Source organism: Achromobacter sp. (assembly GCF_050285585.1).
In the GTDB taxonomy this organism is placed as follows: domain Bacteria; phylum Pseudomonadota; class Gammaproteobacteria; order Burkholderiales; family Burkholderiaceae_B; genus Achromobacter.
In genome coordinates, this window is sequence record NZ_JBLZXF010000009.1 from 184,589 (window position 1) to 202,111 (window position 17,523).

16 protein-coding genes are annotated in these 17,523 nt (G+C 65.7%); 6 read left to right on the plus strand and 10 right to left on the minus strand.

Features of this window, described 5'->3' with window-relative positions:
• Positions 1–15: 15 nt before the first annotated feature.
• The 10 genes from ACN6PJ_RS15150 to rpsB form a co-directional block, all read right to left on the minus strand.
• A complete protein-coding gene (locus ACN6PJ_RS15150) occupies positions 16–576 on the minus strand; it encodes an OmpH family outer membrane protein (protein ID WP_427996684.1) in 561 nt (186 codons plus the stop codon).
• Positions 577–683: 107 nt separating this feature from the next.
• Positions 684–3,017: an outer membrane protein assembly factor BamA gene (gene bamA / locus ACN6PJ_RS15155; RefSeq protein ID WP_427996685.1), complete on the minus strand. Its 2,334-nt coding sequence runs from the start codon at positions 3,015–3,017 to the stop codon at positions 684–686.
• A 53-nt stretch (positions 3,018–3,070) separates the two neighbouring features.
• A complete protein-coding gene (rseP, locus tag ACN6PJ_RS15160; RefSeq protein ID WP_427996686.1) occupies positions 3,071–4,402 on the minus strand; it encodes an RIP metalloprotease RseP in 1,332 nt (443 codons plus the stop codon).
• A gap of 42 nt (positions 4,403–4,444) precedes the next feature.
• Complete coding sequence (locus ACN6PJ_RS15165; RefSeq protein ID WP_427996687.1) at positions 4,445–5,644, minus strand: 1-deoxy-D-xylulose-5-phosphate reductoisomerase; 1,200 nt, start codon at positions 5,642–5,644, stop codon at positions 4,445–4,447.
• Positions 5,641–6,498 (minus strand): phosphatidate cytidylyltransferase, encoded by an 858-nt coding sequence (locus tag ACN6PJ_RS15170; RefSeq protein ID WP_427996688.1) that lies wholly within the window; start codon positions 6,496–6,498, stop codon positions 5,641–5,643. Before ACN6PJ_RS15170 ends, ACN6PJ_RS15165 begins: the two co-directional genes overlap by 4 nt.
• 57 nt (positions 6,499–6,555) lie before the next feature.
• Positions 6,556–7,320: a polyprenyl diphosphate synthase gene (gene uppS, locus ACN6PJ_RS15175; RefSeq protein WP_427996689.1), complete on the minus strand. Its 765-nt coding sequence runs from the start codon at positions 7,318–7,320 to the stop codon at positions 6,556–6,558.
• Positions 7,321–7,494: 174 nt separating this feature from the next.
• Positions 7,495–8,055, minus strand: a complete 561-nt coding sequence (frr, locus tag ACN6PJ_RS15180) for a ribosome recycling factor (protein ID WP_043542850.1) — start codon at positions 8,053–8,055, stop codon at positions 7,495–7,497.
• 15 nt (positions 8,056–8,070) lie between these two features.
• A complete protein-coding gene (gene pyrH, locus ACN6PJ_RS15185; RefSeq protein WP_102770947.1) occupies positions 8,071–8,787 on the minus strand; it encodes a UMP kinase in 717 nt (238 codons plus the stop codon).
• Positions 8,788–8,881: 94 nt separating this feature from the next.
• Positions 8,882–9,760 carry a translation elongation factor Ts gene (gene tsf, locus ACN6PJ_RS15190; protein WP_043542853.1) on the minus strand — a complete coding sequence of 293 codons (879 nt, stop codon included), beginning with the start codon at positions 9,758–9,760 and terminating at the stop codon, positions 8,882–8,884.
• Between the two features lie 180 nt (positions 9,761–9,940).
• Entirely contained in the window at positions 9,941–10,690 is a 750-nt protein-coding gene (gene rpsB, locus ACN6PJ_RS15195; RefSeq protein WP_427996690.1) for a 30S ribosomal protein S2, read from the minus strand.
• Positions 10,691–11,591: 901 nt separating this feature from the next.
• On the opposite strand from rpsB, the gene map reads away from it, so the two are divergent.
• The 6 genes from map to ACN6PJ_RS15225 all read left to right on the plus strand — a co-directional run bounded on the left by map (position 11,592) and on the right by ACN6PJ_RS15225 (position 17,471).
• A complete protein-coding gene (gene map / locus ACN6PJ_RS15200) occupies positions 11,592–12,413 on the plus strand; it encodes a type I methionyl aminopeptidase (protein ID WP_427996691.1) in 822 nt (273 codons plus the stop codon).
• Between the two features lie 19 nt (positions 12,414–12,432).
• Complete coding sequence (locus ACN6PJ_RS15205; protein WP_427996692.1) at positions 12,433–15,039, plus strand: [protein-PII] uridylyltransferase; 2,607 nt, start codon at positions 12,433–12,435, stop codon at positions 15,037–15,039.
• 76 nt (positions 15,040–15,115) lie between these two features.
• Positions 15,116–15,829 (plus strand): MarC family protein, encoded by a 714-nt coding sequence (locus ACN6PJ_RS15210; protein ID WP_427996693.1) that lies wholly within the window; start codon positions 15,116–15,118, stop codon positions 15,827–15,829.
• 33 nt (positions 15,830–15,862) lie between these two features.
• Complete coding sequence (locus ACN6PJ_RS15215) at positions 15,863–16,348, plus strand: disulfide bond formation protein B (protein WP_427996694.1); 486 nt, start codon at positions 15,863–15,865, stop codon at positions 16,346–16,348.
• A 5-nt stretch (positions 16,349–16,353) separates the two neighbouring features.
• Complete coding sequence (locus tag ACN6PJ_RS15220) at positions 16,354–16,947, plus strand: nucleotidyltransferase family protein (RefSeq protein ID WP_427996695.1); 594 nt, start codon at positions 16,354–16,356, stop codon at positions 16,945–16,947.
• Between the two features lie 2 nt (positions 16,948–16,949).
• Positions 16,950–17,471: a YgjP-like metallopeptidase domain-containing protein gene (locus ACN6PJ_RS15225; RefSeq protein ID WP_427996696.1), complete on the plus strand. Its 522-nt coding sequence runs from the start codon at positions 16,950–16,952 to the stop codon at positions 17,469–17,471.
• The last annotated feature ends 52 nt before the right edge of the window (positions 17,472–17,523 follow it).

Here is a 17,523-nt window from a genome sequence, read left to right on the forward strand (position 1 = left end):
CGTGACAGGTGTTACTTACTTGCCCAGGCTCTGGATCACCTTGTCGGTGATGTCGATGCGCGGGTTGACCGTCACGGCGTCCTGGATGATCAGGTCGTAGCTTTCCTGCTCGGCGATGCGCTTGATGGCCTCATTGGCCTTCGTCACGATGCCCGAGAATTCCTCGTTGCGGCGGCGGTTGAAGTCTTCCTGGAACTCGCGGCGCTTGCGCTGCAGGTCGGTATCCAGATTGGACAGTTCGCGCTGGCGCTTGACGCGGTCGGATTCCGACAGGACGGGAGCGTCCTTGTCGAACTTCTCGGCCTGCGAACGCAGGTTGTTGTTCAGGCGCTGGAGTTCGTCGTCGCGCTTCTTGAATTCGGCTTCGATCTTGCTTTGGGCAGTCTTGGCCGGGCCCGACTCGCGCAGGATCCGCTCGGTATTCACGAAACCGATCTTGGTGCCTTGAGCATGCGCGGGAATCGCCGCAGCCGAACCGAGAATGAGCGCACCCACCAGGGCAATGGAGCCGCCCAGCTTGCCGCGGCGCTTGGCACCCAGCGAATTCGATGTTTTAAGTGCGGAATCAGACATCATGAAAATCTCACCTTCCAGTAAGGCAAAGCCAAAGTGTGTATTGTGCCACTAAACAGCAAGGGAGCCGGCCCACCGGCCCCATCCCTTGTTTTCAAGCGTAACGGCGCTCAGAAACCGGTCCCGATCTGGAACTGGAAGCTCTGCTTGTCGTCACCCTGCTTCGAATTGAGCGGACGGGCGTAAGACAACTGCAACGGCCCCATCGGCGACTGCCACGACAGGCCGATACCGGCCGAGAAACGCCAGCCGCAAGGATCGTCCACCTCGCTGCCCGGCTTGCCGTTCGTGCAAGACAGGCCGCTGCCCGCCGCCACCTGGCCCGCGTCCGTGAAAATGAACCAGCGCAGGGTGCGGTCTTTCGTGGCGCCCGGGAACGGCAGGTACAGCTGGGCGTTGGCCACGATGCGGCGCGTGCCGCCCAGGTAGTCGCCCGTCTTGGAATCGCGCGGGCCCAGCGACGAGCCTTCGTAGCCGCGAACGGTGCCGATACCGCCGGCGTAGACGTTCTTGATGACCGGGTAGTCCTTGCTGCCGTAGCTCTGGCCCCAGTCGACCATGCCGTTCAGGGCCAGGGTGTAGGACCCGCCCAGCGGCACGTAGTACTGCTGCTGGGCCGTCAGCATCGTGTATTGCAGGTCGATGGTGGACAGGTCGGCCTTCAGGCGGGTGTACGAACCCTTGGTCGGCGCCAGCGCGCTGTCGCGCGTGTCCTTCGACCAGCCCGTGCTGAAGATGACCGAATTCGTCGCGTCGCCGTAATCATTGACGAACTTCTCGTAGGCCGCCGGCGAGTTGCTGAACAGGTCGATCTGGTTGCGTTCGAAGTTCGCGCCCAGGAAGATCCGGTCGTACTCGGAGATCGGGATACCGAAGTTCATGCCCAGGCCCATGGCCTTGACGCGGTAGTCGCCGTCGTTGTTGTTCCAGGGCTCGGTCACGCGGTAGTACGCGGACGTGGTGCGGCTGATGCCGTCCTTGGTCCAGTACGGATCGGTGTGCGACAGCACGACCGCGCGGTTGGTCTTGCTGGTGTTCAGCTGCAGGGTCAGGTTGGTGCCGCTGCCGAACACGTTGTCTTCGCTGATGCCCGCCGACAGGATGGCCTTTTCGGACGAGCCGTAGCCCACGCCGAGGTTGATCATGCCGGTGGGCTTTTCCTTGACGTCGACGTTCACGTCGACCTGGTCGGGAGAGCCGGGGACCGGGTCGGTCTTGACGTTGACGTCGCTGAAGTAGCCCAGGCGGTCGATGCGGTCGCGCGAGGTCTTGATGTCCTTGGCGTCGTACCAGGCGGCTTCCTGCTGACGCATTTCGCGGCGCACCACTTCGTCGCGGGTGCGGGTGTTGCCGCCGATCTGGATGCGGCGCACGTACACGCGGCGGCTGGGATCGACGTAGAACGTCAGGTCCGCCTCATGCTTGGCGCGGTCCAGCTGCGGATTGGGGTTGACGTTGGCGAACGCGTAGCCCAGCTCGCCCAGGTAGTCGGTGATGGCCTTGGCCGAGTCGTTCGCCTTGGCCGCCGAGAAGGTCTCGTCCGGCTTGACCTGCAACAGCGCGCCGATTTCCTTGTCCAGGCCCAGCAGGTTGCCCGCCAGTTTCACGCTGCGCACCTTGTAGGGCTCGCCCTCGTGCATGGTGATCGTGATGCGGATGTCCTTGCGGTCCGGCGAAATCGTGACCTGCGGCGGCTCGACCGAAAATTCGAGATAGCCCTGGTCCAGGTAGAACGAGCGCAGGCGCTCCAGGTCGCCCTCGAGTTTTTCGCGGGAATACTTGTCGGTGTCGGTGTACCAGGTGAGCCAGCCCGGCGTGGTCAGCTGGAACACGTCCAGCAGGTCGCCCTCGGAAAAGGCCTTGTTGCCGACGAAGCGGATTTCCTGGATCCGCGCGACCGAGCCTTCGAACACGTCGAAGCTCACGCCCACGCGGTTGCGCGGCAGCGGCGTCACGGTGGCGGTCACCTCGACCCCGTACTTGCCCTTGGACAGGTACTGCTGCTTCAGTTCGTATTCGGCGCGCTCGAGCATGGAGCGGTCGAAAATCCGGCCCTCGGCGAAGCCCACCTGCGCCAGCGACGTCGTGATGGCCTTGGAGTCGAACTCGCGCATGCCGTTGAAGTTGACCGAAGCGATCGTCGGACGTTCCTGGACGACCACCACGACGACGTTGTTGTCGGTCTGGATCTGCACGTCGGTGAAAAAGCCCGTGCCGTACAGGCGGCGGATGGCCTCGGTGGCCTCTTCCTCGGTGAATTTTTCACCGACCTTGACGGGCAGATAACCGAAGACGGTGCCGGCGTCGGTTCGTTGAATACCCTCCACGCGGATATCCCGCACGACAAAAGGGTCGAAGGCGTGGGCGATGGCCGGTACCAGCAGTGCGGCGATCAGACCCGGCAGTACACCCTTTTTGTGATGAAACATCCGGCGAAAAGACATCCTTGAGTATCCTCGGTCGTGCAAATGGCGGGGGATTTTATGCTAAATCGCGCTTAAGTGAACAAGCGCGTGAAATCGTTGAACAGCGCAAGCCCCATCAGGCCTGCCAATAAACCTATGCCGGCGCGCTGTCCGATATCGATCCACCTCGCAGGCGGCGGGCTACCCCGCACAATTTCGACGAGATAGTACAGCAGATGGCCACCATCCAGCATAGGAATAGGTAGCAAATTTAGAACGCCGAGACTGATGCTGATCAAGGCGATATAAGCGATATACGCAACAATTCCGATTCTGGCGGTCTGTCCGGCGTAATCCGCGATGGTCACCGGGCCGCTGACATTGCGCCAGGACACGTCGCCCGTCACCATGCGGCCCATCATGCGCAGCGAGAACCAGGCGGTATCCCAGGTGCGGACGGCGCCGCGCCATACGCTTTCGAACACCCCGTAGCGGACCGTCACCATGGGAACGTCGCCACCGAGCTGCACGCCCAGGCGCCCGATCTCCTGGCCGTTGACCATTTCGGGCCTCGGCGTGACGTTCAGGGACACCGGGGCGCCCTTGCGCGTCAGGGTCAGCGCCAGGGTCTTGCCGGCGCTTTCCTGGATCTGCTTGACCAGGGCGCCGGTGTCGGGAGTGGGCACGCCGTTCACGGCCACGATCAGATCGCCCGGCTGCAGGCCCGCCGCCTGCCCTTCCCCGCCGTCGTTCACGACGCGCACGGCGGGCCGGGGCTGGGCCAGCCGGATGCCGGCGGCGGCCAGCGGGTCCCCGCCCGCCGGATCCATCGTATTGGAGGGAAGCGCCAGCTCGCGCTGGTGCACGGCGCCGCCGGAGGTCCGGACCTCGATTTGCGCATTTCCGCCCGTGGACATCACGTCCATCAGGTGCCAGCGGGCGTCCGACCAGGACGCGATTTCCTGGCCGTCGATGGCCAGGATGCGGTCGCCCGGCAGCAGGCCGGCTCGCGCCGCGGGCGTGTCGGCGGCGGGCTGGGCGATGATGGCGACCGGCTCCTCGGTGCCGGCCATGTTCAGGCCCGCATAGAGGAAGACCGCGAGGATCAGGTTGAAAATGGGGCCGGCGGCGACGATGGCGATGCGCTGGCCGACCGGCTTGCGATTGAAGGCGCCCGCTGCCTCAGCGGCGCTGACGCCGGCTGGCGGATCATCCTGCATTTTGACGTAGCCGCCCAGCGGCAACGCCGAAACCGCCCATTCCGTGCCGTGCTTGTCGGTGCGGCGCAGGACGACCTTGCCGAACCCCACCGAGAAGCGCAGGATCTTCACGCCGCACAGGCGGGCCACCCAGTAATGCCCCAGCTCATGAAAGATGATCAGGGTGCCAAGCGCAACCGCAAAGGCCAGCAGGGTGAAAAGCATCGGATTCGGAAGATCTAGGGAATCAGTGGCGGGCAGCCGGCGTCAGGCAAGACCGAGGTTGCCCGCGTAGGCGCGCGCCGCCGCGTCGAGCGCGAGTACGTCGTCAAGACTGCTGAGCGTAACAGAAGCTTGCCGCGCCTGCCACTCCAGGGAGGCCTCGATCACCCTCGGAATCCAGGTATAGGGCAGCCGGCCCGCCAGGAAGGCCTCGACGGCCACCTCGTTGGCCGCGTTCAAGACCACGCAGGCGCCCTGCCCGGCCCTTAGGGCCGCGAAGGACAGGGCCAGGCAGGGGAACCGGGCAAGATTGGGCTTTTCGAAGTCCAACCGCCCGAGGCGGGTCAGGTCGAGCGGGCCCACGCCGCTCTCCAGGCGCTCGGGGAAACCCAGCCCGTAGGCGATCGGCGTGCGCATGTCGGGCTGGCCGAGCTGCGCCAGCACGGAGCCGTCGTTGTACTCCACCATCGAATGCACGACGCTCTGCGGATGGACCACCACCTCGATGCGATCGGGAGGCATGGCGAACAGCCAATGCGCTTCGATCACTTCCAGGCCCTTGTTGAGCATCGTGGCGGAATCCACCGAGATCTTGCGGCCCATGCTCCAGTTGGGATGGGCGCAGGCCTGGGCCGGCGTGACGTCGTGCAGGTCTTCCAGGTCCCGCCCGCGGAACGGGCCGCCGGAGGCCGTCAGCAGGAGGCGCCGCACGCCGGGCGCGGGAGCGTCCGGGGCCTCTGCCCTGCCGCCTTTCGGCAGGCATTGGAAAATCGCATTGTGTTCGCTGTCGATGGGCAGCAGTTCGGCGCCGTTGTCGCGGATAGCCTGCATGAAGAGCGAACCGGCGGCGACCAGGGCCTCCTTGTTGGCCAGCAACACGCGCTTGCCGCTGCGCGCCGCGGCCAGGGCGGCGGGCAGCCCCGCCGCGCCCACGATGGCGGCCATCACCGAATCGCATTGCGGATCGGCCGCGGTTTCGGCCAGCGCCTGCGCGCCCACCCTGATCTCGGGCATGGGGCCGGAGCCCATCCAGGCCGCCATGAACTTGCGGCGCGCCTCGTCGTCGGGCACCACCACCACGGCCGCCCGGCTGGCCTGGGCCTGTTCGGCCAGGCGGCTCATCCGGCTGTACGCGGACAAGGCATAAACCGCCAACCGTTCGGGGTGGCGGGCAATCACATCCAGCGTGCTTTCACCGATCGAACCGGTCGATCCCAGCACAACGACGCGTTGAAAAGCCGTCAAAACAACACTCCAGACAAAAGTAGCGCGAACGGCGCGACGGGAAGGATCGCGTCGATGCGGTCATAGACGCCGCCATGGCCGGGCAGCAGCGTGCTGGAATCCTTGCGGCCGGCGCGGCGCTTGAGCAGCGATTCGAACAGGTCGCCCACGATGGACACCACGCCCAGCAGCGCGGCGATCGGCAGCGCCAGCCAGAACGTCCAGCGTTCGACCAGGGCGTGCCCGAACGTGCCCTCCCAGAGGCTGGAAAGGCCGATCCAGACGACCGCGCCCAGCACGCCGGCGATGGCGCCCTCGATCGTCTTGCCCGGGCTGACCCGCGGGGCCAGTTTACGCCTGCCGAATGCGCGGCCGGCAAAATAGGCCGCAATATCGGCCACCCAGACGAGCGCCAGCAGCGACACCACGAAGCCGGCGCCGCGCGCCATGAACATCTGCGCGAGCACGGCCCAGGCCGCGAAGGCGGCGGGCACGGAAAAGACGGACCAGCCCAGGCTGGCCGGCGCGGCATCGGAGCGGCCGCGGACTACCGCGGCCAGTCCGGCGAACAGCCAGACGGCGGCCACGGCCGGCACCACGTAACGCAGCACCCAGGCGGGGTCCGCCACGCCGGTTCGGTCGCCCGCCAGCCAGGCGGATGCCAGGCCCAGCATGCCCGCGAACAGCAGCGCGGCGACGCCGACGGCAATCAGGGGGGAAGGCGGTTGCGGCAGCGTCAGGCGCAGCCACTCCCAATTGGCGCAGGCGGCCGCCAGGGCCAGCAAGGCGACGAACCACCAGGGATTGGCGCTGAACATCGCGGCGGCCAGGATGGCCAACAGGACGACGGCGGTAACGATACGCTGGCCCAACATGTGACGGTCTCCTCGTGTACAGCTCTGGAAAGACGCGCTTGTCGCCGTCTGGTTTGCTTACTGCGCGCCGTCTTCGCTGAGCTGCGCGCTGGTGCGGCCGAAACGGCGCTCGCGCGTACGGTACCAGTCGAAGGCGGCCTGGAGTTCCGCTGCGCCGAAGTCCGGCCAATAGCGGTCCGTGAAGTAGAACTCCGCGTAGGCCATCTGCCAGATCAGGAAATTGGAAATGCGCTGTTCGCCGCCCGTGCGGATGAACAGGTCGGGCTCGGGCGCCCAGGCCATGGAAAGGTGCCTGGACAGCCGTTCTTCATCCACCCGCTGCGGTTGCGCCGCCAGCCCGGGCTCGGCCGCCAGCATGGCGCGGGTGGCCTGCAGGATGTCCCAGCGGCCGCCATAGTTGGCCGCGACCGTCAGGTGCAGGCGGTCGTTGTGGGCGGTGCGCTCCTGGGCGGCGAAAATGAGTTCCTGCAGGCGGGGCTCGAAGGCGCTCAGGTCGCCGATGACGTGCAGCCGCACGCCCTGCTCCTCCAGCTTGCCGACCTCGCGTTCCAGGGCCTGCACGAACAGGCGCATCAGGAGCGAGACTTCCTCGGCGGGACGGCGCCAGTTCTCGGAACTGAAGGCGAACAGCGTCAGGTAGCGGACGCCGGCGCGGCCGCAGGCCTCGACCACGCGCCGCACGGCCTGCACGCCCTTGGCGTGGCCCGCCGTGCGAGGCAGCAGCCGCCGCGTCGCCCACCGGCCATTGCCATCCATGATGATGGCCACGTGCTCGGGAACATCGCGAGTAGCGGGAACCGCCTGGGTCGAACTGGTTGCCATGGGTGTGGTGCTGCGCGCGGAGGGCCGGCGAAAATCGGGAATACGGGGAAAAGCCTGCGCCGTCGATCCATCGCTACGTAGAGATGCTGCGAAACAATGGATAGGACGGCGCGCGGGCAAGAATATCCTGGGCCCGGGCACGGCCGCGACGGCCGCGCCCGGAGCGTGCAGGAATTATACGGTCATGATTTCCGCTTCTTTCTGGGCCACCATCTTGTCGATGTCGGCCACGCTGCGGTCCGTCAGCTTCTGGACGTCGTCCTGGGCGCGGCGCTCGTCGTCCTCGGAGATTTCCTTGTCCTTGACGAGCTTCTTCAGCGCTTCGTTGGCTTCGCGGCGCAGATTGCGCACGGCCACCTTGGCATCCTCGCCTTCGCTGCGGACGACCTTGGTCAGGTCGCGGCGGCGCTCTTCGGTCAGGGCCGGCATCGGCACGCGGATGGTGTCGCCCATCGACATCGGGTTCAGGCCCAGGTCCGATTCGCGGATGGCCTTCTCGATGACGGAAGCCATCGGCTTCTCGTAGGGCTGGACGCTGATCGTGCGGGCGTCCACCAGATTGACGTTGGCCACCTGGCTGATCGGCACGGGCGACCCGTAGTACTCGACCTGAACGTGATCCAGGATACCGGTATGGGCGCGGCCCGTACGGATCTTGGCCAGGCTGGTCTTGAGCGTATCAAGCGACTTGACCATCCTGGCTTCGGCGGATTTGCGGATTTCTGCGACGCTCATGGAATTTCCTTTTCTTTAAACGTGTACCAAGGTGCCTTCGTCTTCGCCGCTGACGACCCGCTTGAGGGCGCCGGACTTATTGATCGAAAACACTTTGATCGGCAGCTTCTGGTCGCGGCACAGCGCGAACGCGGTGGCGTCCATGACTTCCAGGCGGCGGACGATCGCTTCGTCGAAGCTGATGCGCGCGTAACGCGTAGCGGTGGGATCCTTGTTGGGGTCCGCGCTATAGATACCGTCGACCTTGGTGGCCTTCAACACGATCTCCGCGCCGATTTCGGCGCCACGCAGGGCGGCGGCGGTGTCGGTGGTGAAGAAGGGGTTGCCGGTGCCCGCCGCGAAAATGACGACCTTGCCCTCTTCGAGGTAGCGCAGGGCCTTGGGGCGGATGTAGGGCTCGACGACCTGATCGATGTTCAGGGCCGATTGTACGCGGGTGTCGATTCCCTTGTGCTTGAGCGCGTCCTGCAAGGCAAGCGCGTTCATGATGGTGGCCATCATGCCCATGTAGTCGGCCGTCGCGCGGTCCATGCCCTGCGCGCCCGGGGCGACGCCACGGAAGATGTTGCCACCGCCGATGACGATGGCCAGTTCGACGCCGGCGGCGGCGACTTCGGCGATCTCATCGGTCATGCGGACGATGGTGGAGCGATTGATGCCGAACGCATCTTCGCCCATCAGCGCCTCGCCGGAAAGCTTGAGAAGAACCCGTTTGTATGATCTGCTGCTCATAGGTGATATCCCGAGGAACAATCCGACGAAAGTGTAAGACAAGAAATAGGCCGGCCTGATTTTAGTCAGTGCCGGCCTCTAAGCAAACTACCGATTAGGCGCGGCCAGCGGCGGCGGCGGCAACCTCGGCGGCGAAATCGCTGGTCTTCTTCTCGATACCTTCGCCGACGACGAACAGCACGAACTTGCTGATCGAAGCGCCCTTGGCCTTCAGCATCTGCTCGACCGTGGCCTTGTCGTCCTTGACGAACGGCTGCGACAGCAGGGTGACTTCCTTCAGGAACTTCGCGACCGAACCTTCGACCATCTTGGCGACGATTTCAGCGGGCTTGCCCGATTCGGCGGCCTTCTGCTCGGCGACCGAGCGCTCGGCGGCGATGTCGGCGGGGTTCACGCCGTCGGCGTTCAGGGCCTTCGGCTTGGTCGCGGCGATGTGCATCGCCAGGTCCTTGCCCACTTCCTCGGCGCCCGAGTATTCAACCAGCACGCCGATGCGGCCGCCGTGCACGTAGCTGGCCAGCGCGTTCGGCGTCTCGATGCGCTCGAAGCGGCGGATCGACATGTTTTCGCCGATCTTGCCGATCAGGGCGGTGCGGGTGGATTCGATCGTGCCGTCGCCGTAGGGCAGCGCCGACAGCGCTTCAACGCTGGCGGGGTTCTGCGTGGCGACGATCTCGGCCAGCTTGTTCACGAAAGCGACGAAATCGTCGTTCTTGGCGACGAAGTCGGTTTCGCAGTTGACTTCGATGACGGCGCCTTGCTTGGCGTCGGCAGAGATGAACAGACCGATCAGGCCTTCGGCGGTGACGCGGGCGGCGGCCTTGCTGGCCTTGTTGCCCAGCTTGACGCGCAGGATTTCCTCGGCGCGGGCCAGATCGCCTTCGGCTTCCGTCAAGGCCTTCTTGCACTCCATCATGGGGGCGTCGGTCTTTTCGCGCAGTTCCTTGACCAGGGCAGCGGTAATTTCAGCCATGTTTGCTCCAATTTTGCTAGAACACGCCCCGGCGGGCCGGGACAGTGATGTGATTCGATGGGACATCCGCGATTCGCGGATCTGGAAGATGGGAGCCCACCTTCGCTGTGCCGGCGAGGCGGGAGCGGGCCGGATCCCCGGACCGCTCCCAGACGCTAACCGCCGGACATGACAGCCGGCTTAGGCCTGGTTGTCCTGCACTTCGACGAACTCTTCCTGGCCTTCGCCCAGCTCTTCGACCAGACCGTTCAGGTTCTGCTCGCGGCCTTCCAGCACGGCGTCGGCGATGCCCTTGGCGTACAGCGCGATGGCCTTGGCCGAGTCGTCGTTGCCGGGGATGACGTAGTCGATGCCTTCGGGCGAGTGGTTGGTGTCAACCACGGCGACCACGGGGATGCCCAGGGTCTTGGCTTCGGCGATGGCGATCTTGTGGTAGCCGACGTCGATCACGAACATGGCATCGGGCAGACCGTTCATGTCCTTGATGCCGCCGATCGACTTGTTCAGCTTGTCCAGTTCGCGTTGGAACAGCAGGCCTTCCTTCTTGATCATGCGCTCGGCGCCGCCTTCGGCGACCACGGCTTCCATGTCCTTCAGGCGCTTGACCGAGGTCTTGACCGTCTTGAAGTTGGTCAGCATGCCGCCGAGCCAGCGGGCGTCGACGAAGGGCATGCCGCAACGGGCGGCTTCGGCGGCGACCAGCTCGCGCGCAGCGCGCTTGGTGCCGACGAACAGGATGTTGCCGCCGCGAGCAGCCAGCTGCTTCACGAACTTGGTGGCTTCCTGGTACTTATCAACCGTCTTTTCGAGGTTGATGATGTGAATCTTGTTGCGATGGCCGAAGATATAGGGGGCCATCTTGGGGTTCCAGTAACGGGTCTGGTGACCGAAGTGGACACCCGCTTCCAGCATTTCGCGCATCAAAGACATGACTTTCTCCAAGGGTTGATTTCTTGCGCCGCACCTGCATCAGCCACTGGCTGACACCCTGGGTGGTGTTGCGCGCGATTTCCCGCAACGGCGGGATGACAAAATTCTAACCGGGCCGGCCGATCACTGCCGCAATAACTCCGGCGCCTTCAGGCGAATCCGCCCTCGACGCCTCCTACCACGCTGCCGCGATAAACCCAGACAGCCGCCACGACGAAAACCTCGCGCCGCATGCATGCAACGCGTCTCCCGACCCGCCAGGAATTTCCTGGAAGTTTCTTCGAGACGCACCCGGACCTGTTTTGTTGGCGGCGAAATCCAGCTCTGGCTAATCCTGCTCTTCGCGCCCGGAAAGACGCCAAATCTGGCATCCGTACGACCGCGCATCAGACCATCGGGGCATTTCTTAAGAAAACATGAACGTTTTCAAGAACTTAATCCGACATCCACACCGAGCACAGACCCTAAGCCTGCATCGCCGCTCTAAAACTTGACCAGGCTTGCAAGCACACCGCGCCCCGGCTCGCGCCAGCCGTGGATTCGCCGCCGCCCACGCCCGTCCGGCCCGCATCCGCTGCGCGCTCCCCGCCACCAGCACCCGCGGCCTGCCCGATTTCGCTCCACAACCTTCGCTTGCGGTGAAACTTCGGGGCGTGCCGCCGATCCCAATGGGTGGATGATCCGCACAACCAGAATACCTGCCGGGCTTGCGCAAAGGCTGGCGCCAACGCCACCATGCCAACACCCGCCGGGATCGGCTCTTGCCGTTACCCAGTAGTACTGAGTAGCCGGGTTATTCGCCCCGCCCCTCACTACCATGCATCCCCAAAAATTTAGGGAAGCCTATAATTCTACTATTCTTTTAAGCAGACATTCAAGCGACCGATCGCCAAGCTAATCCATGGGCACCATTACCAATCAAGCCGACCTGGCCAAAATGCGCGCGGCCTGCCAGGACGCCGCCAAAGTCCTCGATTTCATCACCCCCCACGTCAAGCCGGGCGTCACGACCGGCGAGCTGGACCGTCTCTGCCTGGAATACCTGACCGACGAGCTGGGCGTGAAGTCCGCCACGGTGGGTTACGCGCCTCCGGGCTATCCGCCCTTCCCCGGCGCCATCTGCACCTCGGTGAACCACCAGGTCTGCCACGGCATCCCGGGCGACAAGGTGCTGAAAAATGGGGACTCATTGAACATCGATGTCACCATCATCAAGGACGGCTGGTTCGGCGACACCAGCCGCATGTACGCCGTGGGCGAGCAGTCCATCCTGTCGCGCCGCCTGACCGAAATCACCTTCGAATGCATGTGGAAAGGCATCCAGCAGGTGAAGCACGGCGCCACGCTGGGCGACGTGGGCAACGCGATCCAGAAGCACGCCGAGGCCAACGGCTTCTCCGTCGTGCGCGAATTCTGCGGCCACGGCATCGGCCAGCGCTTCCACGAAGACCCGCAGGTTCTGCATTACGGCAAGCCGGGCACGGGCGTGGCGCTGACGACGGGCATGCTGTTCACCATCGAGCCCATGATCAATGCCGGGCGGCGCGAAATCCGCCAATTGTCCGACGGCTGGACTGTCGTCACCCGGGACCACAGCCTGTCTGCCCAATGGGAGCATGCTGTCTGCGTGACCGAAACCGGCTACGAAGTCCTGACCCTGTCGCCCGGCATGCCGCAGCCGCCGGCGTTCATCACCGAACCCATCGTCATTCCCGCCCTCTGAAGCCCCGCCGTCCGCCACCATGACCGCCGAATACCTCAGCGCCCTGCGCGAACGCATCCAGGAATCCCGGCGGACGGCGGTGGCCCAGTTCCGCGGACACGAGCGGCCGGACACCCTGTTGTCCGAGTTGCGGCGCATCGTTGACGTCGCGCTGCGCGACCTGGTGAAACAATGCCCGCTGCCCGTCGGCGCCACGCTGGCGGCCGTGGGCGGTTACGGCCGGGGCGAACTGTACCCGCATTCCGACGTCGACCTGCTCATCCTGCTTCCAAACGCTCCCACCCGCGAAGACGAAACGGCCATCGAGCGGCTGGTCGCCTCGCTATGGGACCTGGGCCTGGAACCCGGCCACAGCGTGCGCACCATCGAAGACTGCGAGCGCGAGGCCGACGCCGACATCACCGTGGAAACCGCGCTGCTGGAATCCCGCTGGCTGGCCGGCAGCCGCGCGCTGATGAAGAAGTTCGAGGCCGCCACCAAGTCCAGGCTGGACCCGCGCGCCTTCTTCCGCGCCAAGCGCGTCGAAATGCAGCAGCGACATGCGCGCTACCACGACACGCCCTACGCGCTGGAGCCGAACTGCAAGGAATCCCCCGGCGGCCTGCGCGACCTGCAGGTCATCCTCTGGATGGCAAGGGCGGCCGGCTTCGGCGACAGCTGGCGCTCGGTGGCGCAAGCCGGCCTGCTGACCTCGTCGGAAGCGCGCGACCTGCGCAAGGCCGAACAGGCCTTCAAGCGGCTGCGCATCGAGCTGCACCTGCTGGCCAACCGGCGCGAAGACCGCGTCCTGTTCGACCTCCAGCCCGCGCTGGCGGAGGTCTACGGCATCCACGCCACCGCCACGCGCCGCGGCAGCGAACTGCTGATGCAGCGCTATTACTGGGCCGCGCGGCTGGTGACGCAGCTGAACGGGATCCTGGTGCAGAACATCGAAGAGCGGCTGTTTCCCCGCCCCGACAGCGACGCCCGCGACATCGACGACGATTTCCGCAACCTGCGGGATCGCCTGGACATCATTCGCGACGACGGCTTCGAACGCAACCCGACCCTGCTGCTGCGCGCCTTCCTGGTCATGCAGCAGCATCCGGAACTCACCGGCATGTCGGCGCGCACACTGCGCGCCATCTGGCATTCCCGGCACCGCATCGACGCGCAGTTCCGCCGCAACCCCGTCAACCGCAAGCTGTTCCTGCAGATCCTGCAACAGCCGCGCGGCATCGTGCACGAGCTGCGGCGCATGACCATGCTGAACATCCTGCCGCGCTACCTGCCGGTGTTCCGCCGCATCGTGGGCCAGATGCAGCACGACCTGTTCCATGCCTATACCGTGGATCAACACACGCTGGCGGTGGTGCGCAACCTGCGCCGCTTCACCATGCCCGAGCACGCCCAGGAATATCCGCTGGCCAGCCAGCTGATCGCCGGGCTGGACCGGCATTGGCTGCTGTACGTGGCGGCGCTGTTCCACGATATCGCCAAGGGGCGCGGCGGCGACCATTCCGAGCTCGGCGCGCGCGAAGTCCGCAAGTTCGCCCAGGACCACGGCATGGAGCCCGAGGACACCGCCCTGGTCGAATTCCTGGTCCGCCAGCATCTGCTGATGTCGGCCGTGGCGCAAAAACGGGACCTGTCCGACCCGGCCGTGGTGCAGGATTTCGCGGCCACCGTGAAGGACGAGCGCCACCTGACCGCCCTGTACCTGCTGACGGTGGCCGATATCCGCGGCACCAGTCCCAAGGTCTGGAACGCCTGGAAGGGCAAGCTGCTCGAAGACCTGTACAAGCTCACGCTGGCCGCCCTGGGCGGCGCGCACGCCGACGCGCACACCGTGCTGACGGAACGCAAGGAAGAGGCCGCCCGCCTGACCCGGCTGGCCGGGCTGCGCGACGACGCCCGCGAGGCCTTCTGGAACCAGCTGGACGTGGCGTACTTCCTGCGCCACGACGCCTCGGACATCGCCTGGCACACGCGCCACCTGTACCATCAGGTCGCGCCGGCCCAGGCCGTCGTCAAGGCCCGCCCCACCGAACATGGCGAGGGCCTGCAGATCATGGTGTACACGCGCGATGCGCCCGACCTGTTCGTGGCCATCTGCGGCTACTTCGACGCCAAGGCCCTGTCCATCCAGGACGCCCGCATCCACACCACGCGCCATGGCTGGGCGCTGGACAGCTTCATCGTGCTGCTGCCGGAAGGCGCCAGCGACCTGCGCGCCCAGGCCACCCTGGTCGAACATGAGCTGGCCGAACGGCTCAAGGACCCGCAAGCCGCCGCCCAGCCCCACTCTTCCCGCGGCGGCTATTACGGCCGCGGCCGCCAGTCGCGCGTGTCGCGGGTGTTCCCGGTGATGCCGCAGGCGGAACTGCAGCCCGACGAGCGCAGCACCTCCTGGCGCCTGTCGGTGACGGCCACCGACAGGCCCGGCCTGCTGCACGCGCTGGCGCGCGTGTTCGCGCGGCACGAGGTGAACCTGCTGATGGCCAAGATCATGACGCTGGGCGACCGGGTGGAAGACGTGTTCATCGTCGACGGCCAGGCGCTGACCCGGCCGCGCAGCCAGATGCAGTTCGAACGCGACGTGCTGGACGCCCTGGCGGGCGAGGAAGCCAGCCAGCGCGCCGCCTGAGGCGCCCCCGCCACCATCGCCAGCGCCTTGCGGACGGCATACAATCCCGGTTTTCGGCCACGCGGCGTCCGTATCTATGCAGCTCAATGACTATCTGCGCGTTTTCGGGGGCAGCTTCTTCTTCGCGCTGGCCACGCTGCTGCCCTTCCTGAATCCGCCTGCGATCGCGCCGATCTTCCTCTCGCTGACCGAAGGGGCGTCGTCCTCGACCCGGATGGTGCTGGCCAAGCGGGTCGCCATCAACGTCTGCCTGATGCTGATCGTGGCCATGGTCGCGGGCAACGTGCTGTTGAGCTTCTTCGGGATTTCGCTGTCCATCGTGCGGGTCGGCGGCGGCATGCTGGTGATCGCCAGCGCCTGGCGGCTGGTGAACTCGCCCGACGCCGACACCGAGCGCGTGGCGCGCATGGCCGAGTCGTTCACGCCTGAAATGGCCAAGGCCCGCGCCTTCTATCCCCTTACCTTCCCGATCAGCTGCGGCCCGGGCTCCATCGCCGCGGCCATCACCGTCGGCGTTTCGCTGCGGGACCAGAACCACGTGCTCAGCCTGGTGCGCCTGGGCGGATCCATCCCCGGCATCATCGTCGTATCCGCGACGCTCTATGTCTGCCTGCGCTTCGCCGCGCAGATGCTGCACCGGCTGGGCGATAATGGCACCGCCGTATTCATGCGCCTGTCGGCCTTCATCATGCTGTGCCTGGGCGTGCAGATCTTCTGGGAAGGCTCGCGCGAATTGCTGCTGGGCGTCCTGCAGCAAGTGATGCAACCAATTCCGGTTCCCAAGGCCTAAGCCCTGGTCTCCCTCCACCCTCACCGCAGAACAATGACTTCACGCTCCGAACGCCTGCTCCGCCTGATCGCCCTTTTCTGCTTCGGCGCCGTCGGCATCGCCCTGGTTTCCCAGCACGTCTTCGACATGCCGCCCTGCGCCTGGTGCGTCATGCAGCGCCTGATCTACCTGGTGATCGGCGTCGTCGCGCTGGTGGGCGGATTTGGCGGCGGCCGCGCCCTGACCCGCATTTGCGGCGCGCTGGCGGCGTTGCTTTCCGTGTGCGGCGTGGTCGCGGCCTGGTACCAATACAGCGTGGCGGCCAAGATGCTGTCCTGCGACCAGACCTTCGCCGACCGCTTCATGACCGGCATCGGGCTGGATGGCGGCGTGCCTTGGCTTTTCGGCATCTACGCCACCTGCATGGACGCCCTGGTGTCCGTCCTGGGCATCGAGTACGCGCTCTGGAGCCTGGCGCTCTTCGTCATCCTGTTCTTCATGGCGCTGCCTGTCGTCTTCAGGCGCGGCCGCGCGCTGTAGAAGCGGTGCCTCCGTACACGGAAGAACAGGCCGCCGCGCTGCGAGCGCTGGTGCGGGCGCACGCGCCGCTGATGCGCTGGCTGCGCGCCGCCCGCGATCACGGCCCTGCGGGCGGCTGCATTGCGGCCGGCGCCATCCGGTCGCTGGTCTGGAACCATCTGCATGATTATCCGGCGGCAAGCCGCCCCTGCGCCGACGTCGATTTCGTGTATCACGACGCCTCGGACCTGAGCCCCGGGCACGAAGCGGCAGTGGCCCGACGCCTGCGCGAGGCAGCGCCCGACGCCCCATGGGAAGTGGTGAACCAGGCGCGCGTGCACCTGTGGCGCCGGGACAGCCGCGGAGACGCACCGCCCCCGGCGGCATCGCTCGAGGACGGCATCGCCGCCTGGCCCGAAACGGCCACCTGCGTGGGCGCCAGGCTGACGCGCGATGGCCACGTCGACATCGTCGCCCCGCATGGGCTGGCCGACCTGTTCGCGCTTGTGCTGCGCCCCAGCCCCGGCGCCGACCGCCTCGCCTATGCGCAGCGGCTTGCGGCCAAGCGCCATCCCGAAACCTGGCCGCGCCTCACCGTCATCCCTCCCGAAGCGTCCTGAACGTGGCCCCTTTGAAATACCTCGCCGGCTATCCGGAACCCCTGCTGCAACAGGCGCGCAAGCTGCTCGACGAAGGCAAGCTCGGCGCCGCCCTGCTGTCCCGCTACTCCGAGGGCGCGCACGGCGTGCGCACCGACCGCGCGCTCTACCAATACGTAACGGATCTGAAGAACGCCTACATGCGCAACGGCGACCAGATCAACAAGGTTGCGTTCGACAGCAAGATCCACGTGATCCAGCACGCGCTGGGCCAGCACACCTACGTCTCGCGCGTGCAGGGCGGGAAGCTGAAGGCCAAGCACGAAATCCGCGTGGCGACGCTGTTCAAGACCGTGCCGGCCGAATTCCTGAAAATGATCGCCGTCCATGAGCTGGCCCACCTCAAGGAGAAGGACCACAACCGGGCCTTCTACAACCTGTGCCTGCACATGGAGCCGCAGTACCACCAGTACGAGTTCGACCTGCGGCTATATCTGACGCATCTGGAAGCCACGAACGTGGCGCTGTGGAAGGCCGCCGCCTGAACGCAGCTGGCCGAAAAAAAGCCGCCCAGACGGGGCGGCTTTTCGTTCCCGC

Coding starts and splice junctions, on each gene's coding strand:
- bamA (WP_427996685.1), bottom strand. CDS start 3,017: ATGTCTTTTCGCCGGATGTTTCATCACAAAAAGGGTGTACTGCCGGGT.
- pyrH (WP_102770947.1), bottom strand. CDS start 8,787: ATGAGCAGCAGATCATACAAACGGGTTCTTCTCAAGCTTTCCGGCGAG.
- ACN6PJ_RS15205 (WP_427996692.1), top strand. CDS start 12,433: ATGACCGCCGAATACCTCAGCGCCCTGCGCGAACGCATCCAGGAATCC.
- uppS (WP_427996689.1), bottom strand. CDS start 7,320: ATGGCAACCAGTTCGACCCAGGCGGTTCCCGCTACTCGCGATGTTCCC.
- rseP (WP_427996686.1), bottom strand. CDS start 4,402: ATGCTTTTCACCCTGCTGGCCTTTGCGGTTGCGCTTGGCACCCTGATC.
- ACN6PJ_RS15170 (WP_427996688.1), bottom strand. CDS start 6,498: ATGTTGGGCCAGCGTATCGTTACCGCCGTCGTCCTGTTGGCCATCCTG.
- ACN6PJ_RS15215 (WP_427996694.1), top strand. CDS start 15,863: ATGACTTCACGCTCCGAACGCCTGCTCCGCCTGATCGCCCTTTTCTGC.
- frr (WP_043542850.1), bottom strand. CDS start 8,055: ATGAGCGTCGCAGAAATCCGCAAATCCGCCGAAGCCAGGATGGTCAAG.
- map (WP_427996691.1), top strand. CDS start 11,592: ATGGGCACCATTACCAATCAAGCCGACCTGGCCAAAATGCGCGCGGCC.
- ACN6PJ_RS15210 (WP_427996693.1), top strand. CDS start 15,116: ATGCAGCTCAATGACTATCTGCGCGTTTTCGGGGGCAGCTTCTTCTTC.
- rpsB (WP_427996690.1), bottom strand. CDS start 10,690: ATGTCTTTGATGCGCGAAATGCTGGAAGCGGGTGTCCACTTCGGTCAC.
- ACN6PJ_RS15150 (WP_427996684.1), bottom strand. CDS start 576: ATGATGTCTGATTCCGCACTTAAAACATCGAATTCGCTGGGTGCCAAG.
- tsf (WP_043542853.1), bottom strand. CDS start 9,760: ATGGCTGAAATTACCGCTGCCCTGGTCAAGGAACTGCGCGAAAAGACC.